This window comes from Roseovarius sp. THAF27 (assembly GCF_009363655.1).
Taxonomy (GTDB): domain Bacteria; phylum Pseudomonadota; class Alphaproteobacteria; order Rhodobacterales; family Rhodobacteraceae; genus Roseovarius.
The window spans coordinates 1,944,545-1,960,328 of the sequence record NZ_CP045393.1; the positions used below are offsets into that span (position 1 = coordinate 1,944,545).

Below are 15,784 nucleotides of genomic sequence, written 5' to 3' on the forward strand. Positions count from 1 at the left end.
GACCTTGGACGGATTAAGCTTTCTCCCGCAGTTCGGTGGCCTTGCCCTGACCCTTCTGGCCTTTTTCGCGGCCCTGTCGGTCATCGTGGCGATCCACGAATACGGCCACTACATCGTCGGGCGCTGGTGCGGCATCAAGGCGGATGTCTTTTCGCTGGGGTTCGGCCCGGTCCTGTTCAGCCGGATGGACAGGCACGGCACGCGCTGGCAACTGGCCGCACTTCCCTTCGGCGGTTACGTCAAGTTCATGGGCGACGCGAACGCCGCCAGCGGCACCAGCGACGGAACGGTCGAGGAGATGCCGCCCGAGATCAGGCGCAAGACCATGCTGGGCGCGCCGCTCTGGGCGCGGACGCTGACCGTGGCGGCGGGGCCGGTCTTCAACTTCATCCTGTCGATCCTTGTCTTCGGCGCGATCATCATGAGCCAGGGCAAGGTCACCGAGCCTTATGTCATCGACAACCTGCGCCCGCTGCCGTTCGACGGTGTCACCCTGCAGGAGGGCGACGAACTGCTGGCGATCGAAGGGCAGGACATTCCGACGCTGATCAACATGGACGAGGAAGACCAAGAGGTCTTCCAGACCTTCATCGACGCGCTGCCGCGAGAACCCCTGCTGGACTACGAGGTGCGCCGCGACGGCGAGGTTGTCACGGCGACCGGACCGCACCCGCAGCCGCCGCTGGTGACCCAGCTGTCGCCCCGTTCGGCGGCGTTCGAATCGGGCCTGAAGCAGGAAGACGTGATCGTCGGGTTGGACGGCGAGAGGATCTATGCGTTCGATCAGCTCAAGGACGTGGTCGAGGGCTCGGACGGCGCCACCGTGGCGCTGGACGTGTGGCGCGATGGCGACCTGATGGAATTCGACCTGACGCCGCGCAGGGTGGATGAGCCGCAGGAGGATGGCGGGTTCGAGACCAACTGGCGGATCGGCATCGTCGGCGGTCTGCCCTATGAATTGAAGACTGGGCCGCGCGGCTTCGGCGAATCCCTGTCGGGCGCGGTGTCGCAGACATGGGCGGTGATCTCGGGGTCGATGTCGGGCCTCTATCACATGATCACCGGCGCGATCAGCAGCTGCAACATGTCGGGACCCATCGGCATCGCCGAGGTGTCGGGCGCGATGGCAAGCCAGGGCGTGGACAGCTTCATCTGGTTCATCGCGGTGCTGTCCACCGCCGTGGGCCTGTTGAACCTGTTTCCGATTCCGGTCCTGGATGGCGGCCACCTGGTGTTTTACGCCTACGAGGCCGTGGCCGGCCGGCCGCCCAGCGAACGCGCGCTGCGGATCATGATGACCGTGGGCCTGACGCTGGTGCTTGGCGTGATGCTGTTCGCGCTGTTCAACGACATCTTCTGCCCCTGATCGGACCGATACCAGGGCGGCGACGGGAAGAGCGGGGCAGGGCGCACGCGGCCTGCCCTGAAAACGTCATTTTTTCCGCCCGAGTATCGTCACAAAAGAATCGGAAAAGCCGGGTAATACCCTGATCACAAGCGCGTTGAAGGCCGGACACTACATGCAACACGTTCTGAACGGATATCGCGGGATGACCCTGTTGGTGAATTTGAACTGGGACCGCATCCTGTATCTTGCGACCATCGCCGTCGCGCTCTGGGCCGGGGCCTTTGTAGGCTCTCTGTAAGGGCCGCGGATCGCAGCGTCGCCGTAACGACGCACTCACGCAAAAATCTCCCATACTCGTTTTGACAACCCTCCCCGGACCCGGTAGTGCTTTTGCCCATTGGGATGGCTGATTGGGTTTGCTGATGAAACTGTCGATCGGGTTGGGGACAAAGCGCTTTTCAGGGCTTTATTCAACGCACTTTCTTTCGCTGCTTTTCGCGGCCGGCCTGATGGCCGCCGCCCTGTCCGCCGCATCGCCGGCGCAGGCGCAAAGCTACCGCTTCACCAACGTGTCCATCGAGGGCAACCAGCGGATCGAGGGTGGCACGATCCTCAGCCAGGCGGGCATCGCGCGGGGCGAGACGGTCAGCGCCGGTCAGTTGAACGACGCCGCGCAGCGCATTCGCGCCAGCGGTCTTTTCGAGGACGTTCAGGTCATCCCGCAGGGCAACACGCTGGTGATCCGGGTCATCGAGTACCCGACGATCAACCGCGTCGCCTTCGAGGGCAACCGGCGCATCAAGGACGCCGATCTGCAAGGGTTCATCGAAAGCGAGCCGCGCCAGGTGTTCAGCCCGTCGCGGGTGGAACGCGACATTGCCATCATGACCGAGGCCTATGAACAGAACGGCCGCGTCTCGGCCCGGATCCAGCCCAAGGTGATCCGCCGCAGCGACAACCGCATCGACCTGGTCTACGAGATCTTCGAGGGCGGTGCGATCGAGGTGAACCGGGTCAGCTTTGTCGGCAACCGGGCCTATTCCGACCGCCGGCTGCGCCGCGTGGTGGACAGCAAGCAGGCGGGCCTGCTGCGCGCCATCGTCTCGCGCGACACGTTCAATGCCGAGCGGCTGGAATTCGACAAGCAGGTGCTGCGCGATTTCTACCTGTCGCGCGGCTACGTGGATTTCCGGGTCACCGGCACCAACGCCGAACTGGCGCAGGAACGCGACAGCTATTTCGTGACCTTCAACGTGCAGGAAGGCCAGCAATTCCGCTTTGGGCAGGTCACCACCACGAGCGAGATCCCCGAGGCCGATGCCGCCGTATATCAGAACGTGCTGAAGATTCGCCCGGGCGTCGTCTATTCGCCCACTCTGGTCGAGAGTTCGATCGCGCGGATGGAACGGCTGGCGATCAAGCAGGGTGTCGACTTCCTGCGGGTCGAGCCGGTCATCACCCGCAACGAGCGGGAGCTGACGCTGGACGTGGAGTTCATGCTGGTGCGCGGGCCGCGCGTCTTTGTCGAACGCATCGACATCGAGGGCAATACCACCACGCTGGACCGCGTCATCCGTCGGCAGTTCACCCCGGTCGAGGGCGACCCGTTCAACCCGCGCCAGATTCGCGAAGCCGCCGAGCGCATCCGCGCGCTGCGCTATTTCGAGGACGTGGACGTGGAGGCCCGCGAAGGGTCGGACCCCAGCCAGGTCGTGGTCGACGTGGATGTCGAGGAAACCACCACCGGCACGCTGTCCTTCGGCGGCAGCTACAGCTCGGACGGCGGGTTCGGCCTGACGCTGGGCTTTTCCGAGCGCAATTTCCTGGGCCGTGGCCAGCGCGTGACAGCACAGATCGCGGCCTCGGCGGATACTGCGAACTACAACCTTTCCTTTGCCGAGCCGGCCTTCCTGGGCCGCGACGTGGAATTCGCGATCCAGACCTCGTTGCTGGAAACCGATGGCAACAACAGTCTTTACGACACCGTCCAGGGCGTCTTCCAGCCCAGCCTGACCTTCCCCGTGTCCGAGAACAGCCGCCTGTCGCTGTATTACCGCGCCGGCTATCAGGAGATGGATGACTATACCGGCGTTTCGCCCACTCTCGCCGCCGAGGTCGCGCAGGGCGATTACTTTACCAGCGGTATCGGCACGCGCGTCGTCTTCGACACGCGGCGCACGGGGCTCAACCCCAATGCCGGCGTTCTGATCGATGCGGGCGTGGAATATAACGGGCTTGGTGGAGACCTCGAGTACATGAAGTACTCCATGCGTGTGGCCGGGCAAAAACTTGCCTTCAACGAAGAGATCACGCTGCGCGCCTCGGTCGAGGCCGGTGCGCTGGATTTCATGGGCGGTGATCAGTCCCGCGCCATCGACCGTTATACCGGGCAGGTGATGCGCGGCTTCGATTCCAACGGAATGGGCCCGATCCAGAATGGCGAACACCTGGGCGGCAACCTCTATGCGGTCGCCAAGTTCGACGTGGAATTCCCGCTGGGCACGCCCGAGGAATTCGGCCTGTCGGGCGGTGCGTTCTACGATGTCGGCGCGATCTGGAACGTCGACACGATCGGTGCGGCGCAATCGACCGGGTTCAATCCGCGCCACGTCGTCGGCCTGTCGCTGTTCTGGGACTCGCCGTTCGGTCCGCTGCGGCTGAACTTCTCGAAAGCGCTCAAGAAAGAGCCGGGCGACATCGAGCGCGAGTTCGATATCACGGTACGCACGGAATTCTGAGATGAGGCCGCTACGGGCGCTGCTGATGTCGGTGGCCCTGCTGGTGGTCCCGGCCTGGGTCGCCGGTGGCGCCGTGCCCGCGCTGGCGCAGAACGTCGGCGTGGTGCAGAGCGATATCCTGGTAGTGGATCCCGAACGCCTGTTCGAGGATACCCGCATGGGGCAAGCCATCACGTCCCGCCTGCAGCAGGAGCGCGAGGACCTGATCGCGCTCAACCGCAAGCTCGAGTCCGAGCTGGAAGCCGAGGAACGGGCGCTGACCGAACAGCGGGATACGACATCTCCGGAAAATTTCCGCGCCCTGGCCGACGCCTTTGACGAGAAGGTGCAGCAGATCCGCGCCGACAGCCAGCGCCGGGTCCGCCAGCACGAACGCAACCGCGAACGCGCGCCTCTGGATTTCATGCGCCAGGTAGAACCTGTGCTGGTCGAACTGATGCGCGAGGCCGGGGCCTCGGTGGTGATGGACCGGCGCACGGTGCTGTTGCAGGACGATGTCGTCGACATCACCAGCGCCGCGGTGCAACGCATCGACGCCACGCTGGGCGACGGTGCGGGCAATGAGGGGGAGCCTTCGCAGGCCGGCAGCGAGGACGACGCCGCCGGGGACGGCACCGAAGACGCGACCGACAACTAAAGCGTTTCGCCACTTACCTGGGCCATCAGCGAAAGGCGAGACGTGTGCACCGATTGGCTGTCGTGCTGCGTTTCGCGGGTCAGCTGTGACACAGGTTTATCGCGAAACGCTTCAGGCGCGGACGCCGCCGCGCTTGCCCCGCCGGAGCCGAGTTGCTAAGCCGGGACACCGGGCGCGACGGCTGAGGCCCGCGCGACAGGGCAGAAGGAATAAACGACACATGACCCCCCCTCTCGACAGCGCCGATATCGGCCGCATCCAACGGCTGATCCCGCATCGCTATCCGTTCCTGCTGGTGGACAAGGTCGTGGACATGGACGGGATCTCCTCGGCTCGCGGCATCAAGAACGTCACGATGAACGAGCCGCATTTCCAGGGCCACTTTCCGGCCAAGCCGATCATGCCGGGCGTCACCATCGTCGAGGCGATGGCGCAGACAGCCGCCGTCATGGTGGGCGCCGCGCTGGAGATGGAGGACCGCGATCTGCTGGTCTATTTCATGGCCATCGAGGGCTGCAAGTTCCGCCGCATGGTGGTGCCCGGCGACGTGCTGGAGCTGAAGGTGACCACCACGCGCGGCAAGCCCGGCGGCAAGGTCTGGCGCTTTCACGGCGAGGCGACGGTCGAGGGAGAACTGGCCTGCGAGGCTGATTTCACCGCGATGATGGACCTGCCGAAGGAGTGACCCGCATGGCCGAGACGCGCATCCATTCCAGTGCGGTCATCGAGGAGGGCGCCCAGATCGGCGCCGGGGTCGAGATCGGCCCGTTTTGCCATGTCGGGCCAGAAGTTCGCTTGGGCGATGATGTGGTTCTGAAATCGCACGTGGTCGTGACCGGCGACACGCAAGTGGGGGACGGATCGGTGATCTTTTCCTTCGCCTGCATCGGAGAGATCCCGCAGGACCTGAAATTCGCCGGCGAGAAGACGCGGTTGGTCATCGGCCAGCGCAACCGCATCCGCGAGCATGTGACGATGAACTCCGGCACCGAAGGCGGCGGCGGCATCACCCGCGTGGGCGATGACGGGCTTTTCATGGCCGGCTGTCACGTGGCGCATGACGTGCAGGTGGGCAACCGGGTGATCATCGTGAACAACGCCGCCCTTGCAGGCCATTGCGTGGTCGAGGATGACGTGATCATCGGCGGGCTTTCGGGCGTGCACCAATGGGTGCGCATCGGGCAGGGCGCGATCATCGGCGCGGTCACCATGGTGACCAACGACGTGATTCCCTACGGCCTGGTCCAGGCGCCGCGCGGGCATCTCGATGGTCTGAACCTGGTGGGTCTCAAGCGGCGTGGCGTGGCGCGCAAGGACATCACCGCGCTGCGCGCCGCGTTCCAGATGCTGGCGCAGGGCGAAGGCGCGTTCCAGGACCGCGCCCGCCGGCTGGGTGAGGAGACCGAGAGCGACTATGTGCGTCAGATCGTGAATTTCGTGCTGGCCGAAAGCGATCGGTCCTTCCTCACCCCCGGCGCGGGCTGAGGCGCGCCATGACGCTGGCGCTCATCGCAGGGCAGGGCGGCCTGCCACCACAGCTGGTGCGGGTCATGCTGGCCCGTGGAGAGGTGCCGGTCATCTGCGAGATCGAGCAGTTCCCGTCGGACGTCAAAGGCGAACTGCCGCGGCTGGGCTTTCGCCTTGAAACGCTGGGCAGCTTCATCGCCACCGCGAAAGAGATCGGCGTCACACGGATCTGCATGGCCGGGGCCATGCGCCGTCCGCCGATTGATCCCGCGCAGATCGACGCGGCGACCCTGCCGCTGGTGCCCAAGGTCCAGGCGGCGCTGACCAATTCGGGCGACGACAGCACGCTGCGCATTTTCACGCAGATCTTCGAGGAGGCGGGACTGGAGGTGATCGGCGCGGTCGAGATCGACCCGTCGCTCTTGCCGCCCGAAGGCGTGACCGGCACGCTGCCCAAGGGCGTGGAGCGCGACATCGCGGTGGCGGAGGCGGCGCTGGTTGACCTTGCGGCGGCCGACAAGGGACAGGCGGTGGTGGTGCGCGACGGCGCGGTCATCGCCCGCGAGGATGCCCGCGGCACCGATGCCATGCTGGGCGACCTTTGCCCCGAGACGCCGAGCCATTGGCTGTCCGACGACCCGTTCGAGATCGTGGGCGACATGCTCGACAGCGTGGCCGACTGGCTGAGCGGCCCGGTGGCCGAGGCGCGGGCCGCCGAGGATAAGAGCGAGGGCGGCATTCTCTTCAAGGCCCCCAAGCCCGGGCAGGAATTGCGCGTGGACATGCCGCTCATTGGCCTTGGCACCGTCATGCGTGCCGCCGAAGCGGGGCTGGCGGGCCTCGTGATCGAGGCGGGCGGCGTGATGCTGCTCGACCCGGACGGCGTGGCCGAGGTGTTGCGCGCACAAGGCATGTTCCTGTGGGTCCGACCGCGGGACGTGGCATGAAGGTTTTTGTCATCGCCGGCGAGGCGTCGGGCGACCGGCTGGGCGCGGCGCTGATGGCGGGCCTCAAATCGCTGACCGAGGTGGAGTTCGCGGGCGTGGGCGGCGACCAGATGCAGGCCGAGGGGTTTACGTCGCTCTTTCCCATGGAAGAGTTGAGCGTCATGGGGCTGGTCGAGATCCTTCCCAAGTATTTCCACCTCAAGCGCCGCATCCGCGAGACCGCCCAAGCCGCGATCGACTATGACCCGGACGTGGTGATCGGGATCGACAGCCCCGATTTCTGCCTGCGCGTGGCGAGCATCATCAAAGAGCGCAGTGATTTGCGCACCGTGCACTACGTCGCCCCCTCGGTCTGGGCGTGGCGGCCCAAGCGGGCCGACAAGATGGCGAAGGTGATCGACCAGGTTCTGGCGCTTCTGCCATTCGAGCCACCCTACCTGGAGGCAGCCGGCGTGGACTGCGATTTCGTCGGGCACCCGGTGGTGAATGATGAACCCGCCGCGGACGACGAAATCGCCGCCTTCCGCGCCGATCACGGCTTGGGCGATGCGCCGGTGCTGCTGGTGCTGCCGGGCTCGCGCGGCAGCGAGGTCGCGCGTCTCGGCCCGATTTTCGGTGACGCGATCCGGCAGGTTTGCGCGGCGAAACCGGAGTTGCGACTGGTGATCCCGACCGTTGCGGCGCGCACCGAACAGGTTACGGAGCTTGTGGCCGACTGGCCCGGCGACCCGGTTGTGGTCGTGCCAAAGGGTCAGGCCGACAAGCGGCGCAAAGCCGCGGCCTTTGGCTGTGCGCAAGGTGCATTGGCGGCGTCGGGCACCGTCTCGCTGGAACTGGCCGCCGCCGACACACCGATGGTCATCGCCTATGACGCCGCGTGGCTGACGCGCGAGATCATCCGCCGGATGCTGATCATCGACACGCTGACGTTGGTCAACCTGGTGTCGGAAACCCGCGCCATCCCCGAGTTTAACGGCGAGCGGTGTCGCGCGGATCTTATCGCGCCCGGCGTTCTGGACATGCTCGACAATCCCGGTCCGCAGCGCGATGCGATGCGCCTGACGATGGAACGGCTGGGCCGTGGCGGCGAGGATCCCGGCCTGCGTGCCGCCCGCGCAGTGCTGGACCGGATGCCGGGCTAAGTGGCTGCGCGCCCACGTCAATCGTCCGTTAACGGGAATCGCGCAGGCTTGGGGCATGGTACAGCTACTTCCTATCCGCCGCCGTGGCGAAACGAGCTTCGTGACCCTGACGCTGGCCGAGCGCGATGCGACGACTCTGGTGGACGAAATCGACCACCTGCAAGCGACGGTGCGCATGGTGCGCGACCTCTGGCCGTTCGAGCTGGACGCCTGGGTCGTCCTGCCCGACCACCTGCACGCCGTCCTGACATTGCCCCATGGCGACGCCGACCTTGCCATCCGGCTCAAGACGATCAAGGCGCGGTTTGCCTCGCGGGTCTCGACACGGGCGATGACACCCAGCCAGATCGCGGCGGGCGGCGCGCATCTGTGGGTGCCGCAGGACATCGTCGAACCTGTCCGCAGCCCAGCGGAGATCGAGGCGTTCCGCCAGCATTGCCGGACCGATCCGGTGCGCCACGGCTTCGTCGCCGACCCGCAGGTATGGAAATCCTCGTCGTTTCGGCAGGACAGCCAGACCGATCCGCGCCGTTATGAAAGGATCCCCCGGGGTGTGGTCGGGTTTGGGTAGCCCGTGCCTGCGGCCTGACCCCGGTCAGCCTTTCCAGATCCAGCCGCCGCCCAGGATACGGCTGCCTTCGGTCTCATAGAATACGCAGGCCTGCCCCGGCGAGACGCCTTCCTCGGCCACCATCAGCTCGACTTGGGCCGTGTCCGGCCCGGTGGGGCGAATGACCGCCTCGCGCGCCGGGCGGGTGGAGCGGACCTTGACCGAGACATGCCATTCGGACTGGCTTTCAAAGGGCGCGTCGCCCAGCCAGTTGATCTCGCGCACGGGCACGGTGCGGGTGGCCAGCATATCCTTGGGTCCCACGATCACGCGCTGCGCGTCGACGTCGAGTTTCACCACGTAAAGCGGCTCGTCCAGGCCGCCGATGCCCAGCCCCCGGCGCTGGCCGATCGTATAGTGGATGACGCCGCTGTGCTGCCCCAGGACGCGACCGTCCGCATGGACGATCTCGCCGGGTTCCGCCGCGCCGGGGCGCAGCTTTTCGATCACGCTGGCATAATTGCCGTTCGGCACGAAGCAGATGTCCTGGCTGTCGGGCTTGTCCGCGACAGGCAGGCCATAGCGCGCGGCCAAAGCCCGCGTCGCGTCCTTGGACGGCAGGTGTCCCAGCGGAAAGCGCAGGAAGTCCAGCTGTTCGGGCGTGGTCGAAAAGAGGAAATAGCTCTGGTCGCGATTGGCGTCCGCCGCGCAATGCAACTCGGGGCCGCGTTCGCCCGTCTTGCGCTGAATGTAATGGCCGGTCGCCATGCAATCGGCGTCGAGATCCTTGGCCGTCTCCAGCAGGTCCTTGAACTTGACCCGCTCGTTGCAGCGGATGCAGGGCACGGGCGTCGCGCCGGCCAGATAGCTGTCGGCGAACTCGTCGATCACCGCGTCCTTGAAGATGTTCTCGTAGTCCAGCACGTAATGCGGAAAGCCCATTTCCTCGGCCACGCGCCGCGCGTCGTGGATGTCGACCCCGGCGCAGCAGGCGCCTTTCTTGGCCAGCGCCGCGCCGTGATCGTAAAGCTGCAACGTCACGCCGACCACGTCATAGCCTTCTTCCGCAAGCTGTGCGGCCACGACCGAACTGTCGACCCCGCCCGACATGGCGACGACGACCCGCGTGTCGGCGGGCGCCTTGGGAAATCCAAGCGAATTCAGTTCAGGATCGAGCGGCATGGCAGGGCTCCGGCGTTTGCCCGAATATAGGAAGGATCCGACAGGTGTTAAGAGGGCGCGGTGTGGCCTGCCGCGTCGCAAGTGTCAAGCCGGCCGCCGTGCTGCGCACCCGTCGCCGCCCGCTTTTAGGAAAATACGAGGCATTCACCGCGGCTCGTTTCACCCGGCGTTAAGGACAAATCCCGAATGTGGGCAGGGTGTTATCGAGGGGTGAACCAGATGTATCTGAAGAAAGTCGCAGGGCCCCGCGCCGTGACCCTGCCGGATGGAAGCGTCCTGACGCGGGCCGATTTGCCGGCGCCGGACACGCAGCGGTGGGTGGCGTCGAGAAAACTCCTGGTTGTGCGGGCGGTGGCGCATGGCCTGCTGTCACAGGCAGAGGCGCAGGAGATGTACCAGATCAGCGCAGAGGAATTTCACGAATGGCTTGAAGCGGTATCTCGCCACGGCGAGGCGGGGCTGAAGGTGACAGTGGCAAAACCTGTGGACAACCTGAGGTAGTAGCCGCTATTTGTTCTCATATAGTAACCAGCGGTTAACCAATTTTCGGGAAGATCGTTCGCGACAAGGTTATAAGCGGAGAATTGAACATGCGCGTTCTTCTGGTCGAAGACGATCCGAACACCTCGAAAAGCATCGAGTTGATGCTGACCCATGCCAACCTCAACGTGTACAGCACGGACCTGGGCGAGGAAGGGATCGATCTGGCCAAGCTTTACGATTACGACCTGATCCTGCTCGATCTGGGCCTGCCCGACATGAACGGGCACGAGGTGCTGCGGCAACTCAGGCTTGCACGGATCGACACGCCGATCCTCATCCTGTCCGGGGCGGACGACACCGAGAACAAGATCAAGGGGTTCGGTTTCGGTGCCGACGACTACCTGACGAAGCCCTTCCACCGCGAGGAACTGGTGGCGCGGATCCACGCCATCATCCGGCGGTCCAAGGGACATTCGCAGTCGATGATCCGCACCGGCAAGGTGAACGTGAACCTCGACGCCAAGACGGTGGATGTCGCGGGCAAGACCGTGCACCTGACGGGCAAGGAATACCAGATGCTGGAACTGCTCAGCCTGCGCAAGGGCACGACCCTGACGAAAGAGATGTTCCTCAACCACCTATACGGCGGAATGGACGAGCCGGAGCTCAAGATCATCGACGTCTTCATTCCATCACAGGAATTTCGCAAAATCAGTAACTTAGATCGTACGCGTGACACACGTTGAGACCCGCAATGTGACACACTTTGGCTGGGGCAGGGGATAGAGCCGCTGACGCGGCCCTGCAGTAAGTCTGGCCACCTGAGGTCGCAGAGAAACCGGAAGCCTTGGAGGCGGTGGCGCGTTACGTGACTGAGTAGGCAGCATTAGGGCAGGGCCGGAACGGTTCATTCTCAAAAGAAATAATGTCGCGAAAGCCCAATTTTGTCTACGCCACCGCCAAAACGACGCCACAAATACTGATTGTAATTATTCGGTCGAAGTCGTGGAGAAAGATAAATGAGCACCAGTTCTCTGGCGGTGGTGATCCTAATATTGGCAACATGCGTAGCGAAGCCGACGTCAGCTACTACGCAGGAGATGCTTAGGATGAAAATGCTGTCTAGCGATTTTTGTGACGAGATTTATTATCGATCTTACGAAATGGCGCAGCACCATCAGAGAGCACGTTTGAAGGAGCCTACTTATTACATTCAGTACGGTGACACCAACAGGATGCAAAAGTTTACAGTTGCCATTCATGAACAGGTTGGCCTCCAGAATCTGTACTCAGTAGAGAAAGAGAAAACTGTAGCAGCCGATGGTTTCGCTACTGGAATGCAGTATGCGTGCGTAGCGATGGAAACCAAGTGAAGCCGCCCGAATCTGCTGGCACATTTTTTCCTAGCGATAAACCTTTGTCTAGGTGCGATGAACCGAAGAGCAATCACTAGAACGCCAACGCAGCGGCAATGGCGAAAGATGATGAAGGCGAACGCCTCACGGCGTCGGGGCCGAAGACTGGGCCGTCTCGCCGTCCTAGGGTTTGTCGGTGTCACCTTGGTGATCGTGGCGCTTGCCGTCGATCACGGACGTTACACCGGATGGTTCGATGAACATTCAGGCTCACAGGCTCAACTTCCAAAGAGCATCCGCGGCGGTGACGCTTGGAACCGGGGGACCTCGAAAGGATCGAAGAGCGCCAGCGGGAACTTGGTCGGCAGGGTGACATATGTCCGAGACGGCGACACCATCGAGGTATCCGGTCGCCCAGTCAGGTTCGCCAATCTCGATTGCGCAGAGCTTGGTACGGCCTCCGGCAACCGCGCGAAGCAACTAATGGCCTCACTCGTAAAGGGGCAGACCGTATCGTGCCGTTTGACAGGTCGAAAGAGTTATGACCGATGGATCGGTTCTTGCAGTCTGTCAGATGGTCGGGACCTCGCCTATTCAATGGTTCAGAGAGGCGCTTGCGGTTGGTGGCGTGGTTAGTCTTCGGTGGAGGCCGTGTCAGCGGCGTGCAAGTATCCTTTCTTATCTCCATGCAACTCGCCTTAGACGCTAAGTGGTTCTGGTTTTTCCCCCTTCCAAAGTGGTACCAGTCCCGAAAAGAATTTGGGTGAGCTTATGCAGGCGGCGGATTTTATCAAGAAGTGGGAAGCGGCGGAGCTGAAGGAGCGGAGCGCATCGCAGGCGCATTTCTTAGACCTCTGCGCACTCCTAGGCATTGAAGACCCTGTCTCCGCCGACCCCAAGGGCGAATGGTTCACCTTTGAACGCGGCGCGTCCAAGACCTCAGGCGGCGAAGGCTGGGCGGACGTCTGGCGCAAAGGATGCTTCGCATGGGAGTACAAGGGGAAGAAGAAGGACCTAGACAAGGCTTTTGAACAACTCTTGCAATACTCCATCGCGCTGGAAAACCCGCCGCTTCTAATCGTGTCGGACATGACGCGCATCCGGATACAGACAAACTGGACGAACACCGTCCAGCAAACATACGAAATCACCACGCCGGACCTTCTAGATGCCAGCAAGCGCGACCTCCTGCGCGCCTGCTTCACCGATCCCGAAAGCCTGCGCCCCGCTAAGACACGGCAGGCCCTAACCGAAGAGGCCGCGCAGAAATTCGCATCGCTTGCGCAGCGTTTGCGCGAGCGCGAGCATGACCCGGAAACCGTCGCGCATTTCGTGAACCGCCTCGTCTTCTGCATGTTCGCCGAAGACGTGGACCTTCTGCCGAACAAGATGTTCCAGAAGATGCTGGAGTTGTGCCAGAAGGACCCGACCGAGTTTCAGCCCTTCGCCAAGGACCTCTTCGCCGCCATGCAGTCCGGCGGGCGCGTCGGCTTCGAAAAGGTGGAATGGTTCAACGGCGGTCTCTTCGATGACGACACGGCCCTGCCGCTCGACAAGGAAGACTTGGCTGACCTTCTTGCCGCCGCGAAGCTTGACTGGTCCGAAATCGACCCCTCTATTTTGGGTACCCTGTTCGAGCGTGGCCTTGACCCGGACAAGCGCTCGCAGCTTGGCGCGCACTACACCGACCGCGACAAGATTATGCAAATCGTCAACCCGGTGGTGGTGGAGCCGCTGTTTGCCGAATGGACCGAGGTGAAAACCCAGATCGAAGCGGCGCTGAGCAGGGCGGAGAGCGCCAAGTCGCGCTCTGCCCGGACCAAGGCCGAGAAAGAGGCGGAACGCCTCCACGCAGCGTTTCTGGAGCGTCTGAGAAGCTTCCGCGTGCTGGACCCGGCCTGTGGGTCCGGCAACTTCCTTTACCTGTCTCTCTTGGCGCTTAAGGACATTGAACACCGCACGAACCTTGAGGCCGAGGCCTTGGGCCTTCCACGCGGCTTCCCGACCATTGGGCCGGAGTGCGTGAAGGGGATTGAATTGAACCCTTATGCCGCTGAACTCGCCCGTGTATCGGTATGGGTTGGGGAAATCCAGTGGATGCGCAGGAACGGTTTCGATGCCGCCCGCAACCCGATCCTGCGCCCGTTGGGCACCATCGAAAACCGCGACGCGGTGCTTGCCCCGGACGGCTCCAAAGCAGACTGGCCAGATGCTGACGTGGTGGTTGGAAACCCACCCTTCCTTGGGAACAAGCGAATGATCTTCGCACTTGGAGAAGAATATACCCACGCACTCAGAAAGGCTTGGAATACGGTCCCCGGCGGTGTCGATCTTGTGGCTTACTGGTTCGCCAAGGCTTGGGAGATGATACAGGAAAACCGCCTTAGGCGCGTCGGGCTGGTTGCGACGAACTCTATTCGCGGAGGCATCAACCGAGAGGTCCTGAAACCTATCGTAGACGGAGGCCAAATATTCACTGCTTGGTCGGACGAGAACTGGACTGTCGAGGGCGCGGCAGTCCGCGTATCCATGGTCTGCTTTCAAGCCGGAGGCGAGCTAGATGTTATGTTGGACGGGAAGTCAGTCTCAAAGGTGTTCTCTGACCTCACTGCCAGTACGGACGGGCACGACCTGACATCGGCCAAACGCCTTCGCAGCAATGCAGACCTTGCGTTTCAGGGTTTTAAGTTTGGGGGGCCGTTCGACATTTCCGCAGACCTTGCAAGGCAGATGCTGGATGAACCTCGCAACCCGAACGGTGAAAAAAACTCTACGGTGATACGTCGTTGGTTCAATGGGATGGATTTGACACGTCGTCTTGAAGAACGATGGTGCATTGACTTCGGCGTAACGCGAACGGAGCACGAGGCGGCATTGTTCGAGGCCCCTTTCGCAGCGCACACGAAACACTGGAACAGTGAAAACGCTAGACTGGAGGCCGCAGGAAAGCGGCGTCTTCGGGCCGGCGAAGCAAAGACCTTAGCCACTTGGTGGCTGCATCAACGGCCGCGACCTGAGTTGCGCGAGGGTCTGGCAGGGTTGGAGCGATTCATTGCCACGCCTGAAGTAGCAAAGCACCGCGTTTTCGTTTGGTTGAATCGAGGGATGTTAGCTTCCGGATCGGTGTATTCGATTGCCCGAGACGACGACACTACCTTCGGTATTCTACATTCTCGTTTTCACGCAATCTGGGCGCTCCGCATGGGTACCTCGCTCGAAGACCGCCCCCGGTATACTCCTTCAACCACATTCGAGACCTTTCCCTTTCCGGAGGCTCTTTCGCCGAACATTCCCGCCACCGACTATGCTGATAATCCGCGCGCCCAGAAGATCGCCGAAACCGCCGCAGAACTGAACCGCCTGCGTGAAAACTGGCTAAACCCGCCTGATCTCGTGGACAGGGTCCCCGAGGTGGTCGAAGGCTACCCTGACCGGTTGATACCAAAAGACGACAAGGCCGCGAAGGAACTCAAGAAGCGCACCCTCACCAATCTCTACAATGCGCGCCCCGCATGGTTGGACCACGCCCACAAAAAACTGGATGAAGCCGTTGCAGAAGCTTACGGCTGGGGTGACGACTGGCGCGACGGCAAGCTGACTGAAGATGAAATCCTTGCCCGCCTTTTCCGTCTCAATCAGGCAAGGGCTGCGAAACAGAACGACGGATAGATCAGCCGCAGACGGTTCCGTCGCGAATCCCATACAACTTTTTTAGGAGAATTTTGGAATCTCGAAACGGCGGTTTGTGATTTGAAAGACTGGGGAGCCTGTTCTGGGCGGGTCCCATTATCTTTTTCCGCGAGAGGAGTTTCACGCGTAATAAATTTACGTGGGCATAAAACCAATCTTTTGCCTCATACTACAACTTAGTTGCTAAATTCGGTTGCATAGACGCTGACAGCACCTGCGCGGGCTTTCGGCGTACTGGGGTACCC

13 protein-coding genes and 1 pseudogene are annotated in these 15,784 nt (G+C 62.6%); 13 read left to right on the forward strand and 1 reads right to left on the reverse strand.

Features of this window, described 5'->3' with window-relative positions; all coding sequences use genetic code 11:
* Window positions 1-4 precede the first annotated feature (4 nt).
* From rseP to FIU89_RS09685, 9 genes are all read left to right on the forward strand, one after another.
* The gene (gene rseP, locus FIU89_RS09650; protein ID WP_152492393.1) at window positions 5-1,366 is read left to right on the forward strand and encodes an RIP metalloprotease RseP; all 1,362 of its coding nucleotides are present in this window, start codon (window positions 5-7) and stop codon (window positions 1,364-1,366) included.
* 154 nt (window positions 1,367-1,520) lie between these two features.
* Window positions 1,521-1,646, forward strand: coding sequence for a hypothetical protein (locus tag FIU89_RS22810; protein WP_261391182.1), 126 nt, complete (start codon window positions 1,521-1,523; stop codon window positions 1,644-1,646).
* Between the two features lie 124 nt (window positions 1,647-1,770).
* Window positions 1,771-4,086: an outer membrane protein assembly factor BamA gene (gene bamA, locus FIU89_RS09655; RefSeq protein ID WP_254701845.1), complete on the forward strand. Its 2,316-nt coding sequence runs from the start codon at window positions 1,771-1,773 to the stop codon at window positions 4,084-4,086.
* A 1-nt stretch (window position 4,087) separates the two neighbouring features.
* Window positions 4,088-4,723 carry an OmpH family outer membrane protein gene (locus FIU89_RS09660; protein WP_254701846.1) on the forward strand — a complete coding sequence of 212 codons (636 nt, stop codon included), beginning with the start codon at window positions 4,088-4,090 and terminating at the stop codon, window positions 4,721-4,723.
* A gap of 220 nt (window positions 4,724-4,943) precedes the next feature.
* Window positions 4,944-5,408 (forward strand): 3-hydroxyacyl-ACP dehydratase FabZ, encoded by a 465-nt coding sequence (gene fabZ / locus FIU89_RS09665; RefSeq protein ID WP_152492394.1) that lies wholly within the window; start codon window positions 4,944-4,946, stop codon window positions 5,406-5,408.
* A 5-nt stretch (window positions 5,409-5,413) separates the two neighbouring features.
* Complete coding sequence (lpxA, locus tag FIU89_RS09670) at window positions 5,414-6,208, forward strand: acyl-ACP--UDP-N-acetylglucosamine O-acyltransferase (RefSeq protein ID WP_152492395.1); 795 nt, start codon at window positions 5,414-5,416, stop codon at window positions 6,206-6,208.
* 8 nt (window positions 6,209-6,216) lie between these two features.
* Entirely contained in the window at window positions 6,217-7,137 is a 921-nt protein-coding gene (locus FIU89_RS09675) for an LpxI family protein (protein ID WP_172978076.1), read from the forward strand.
* A complete protein-coding gene (gene lpxB / locus FIU89_RS09680; protein WP_152492396.1) occupies window positions 7,134-8,279 on the forward strand; it encodes a lipid-A-disaccharide synthase in 1,146 nt (381 codons plus the stop codon). Before FIU89_RS09675 ends, lpxB begins: the two co-directional genes overlap by 4 nt.
* 55 nt (window positions 8,280-8,334) lie before the next feature.
* Window positions 8,335-8,850 (forward strand): transposase, encoded by a 516-nt coding sequence (locus tag FIU89_RS09685; RefSeq protein ID WP_152492397.1) that lies wholly within the window; start codon window positions 8,335-8,337, stop codon window positions 8,848-8,850.
* Window positions 8,851-8,874: 24 nt separating this feature from the next.
* On the opposite strand, the gene mnmA is transcribed toward FIU89_RS09685, so the two are convergent.
* On the reverse strand, window positions 8,875-10,011 hold the full coding sequence (gene mnmA / locus FIU89_RS09690; RefSeq protein ID WP_152492398.1) for a tRNA 2-thiouridine(34) synthase MnmA: 1,137 nt from the start codon (window positions 10,009-10,011) through the stop codon (window positions 8,875-8,877).
* Between the two features lie 219 nt (window positions 10,012-10,230).
* Here mnmA and FIU89_RS09695 point away from each other — a divergent pair, with 219 nt between their 5' ends.
* From FIU89_RS09695 to FIU89_RS09710, 4 genes and pseudogenes are all read left to right on the forward strand, one after another.
* The gene (locus FIU89_RS09695; protein ID WP_152492399.1) at window positions 10,231-10,512 is read left to right on the forward strand and encodes a DUF1153 domain-containing protein; all 282 of its coding nucleotides are present in this window, start codon (window positions 10,231-10,233) and stop codon (window positions 10,510-10,512) included.
* Between the two features lie 89 nt (window positions 10,513-10,601).
* A pseudogene (gene ctrA, locus FIU89_RS09700) lies at window positions 10,602-11,183 on the forward strand (response regulator transcription factor CtrA); the annotation flags it as partial.
* 330 nt (window positions 11,184-11,513) lie between these two features.
* Window positions 11,514-11,867, forward strand: a complete 354-nt coding sequence (locus tag FIU89_RS09705; RefSeq protein ID WP_152492401.1) for a hypothetical protein — start codon at window positions 11,514-11,516, stop codon at window positions 11,865-11,867.
* Window positions 11,868-12,608: 741 nt separating this feature from the next.
* Window positions 12,609-15,518, forward strand: coding sequence for a DNA methyltransferase (locus tag FIU89_RS09710; protein WP_254701847.1), 2,910 nt, complete (start codon window positions 12,609-12,611; stop codon window positions 15,516-15,518).
* Window positions 15,519-15,784 lie beyond the last annotated feature (266 nt).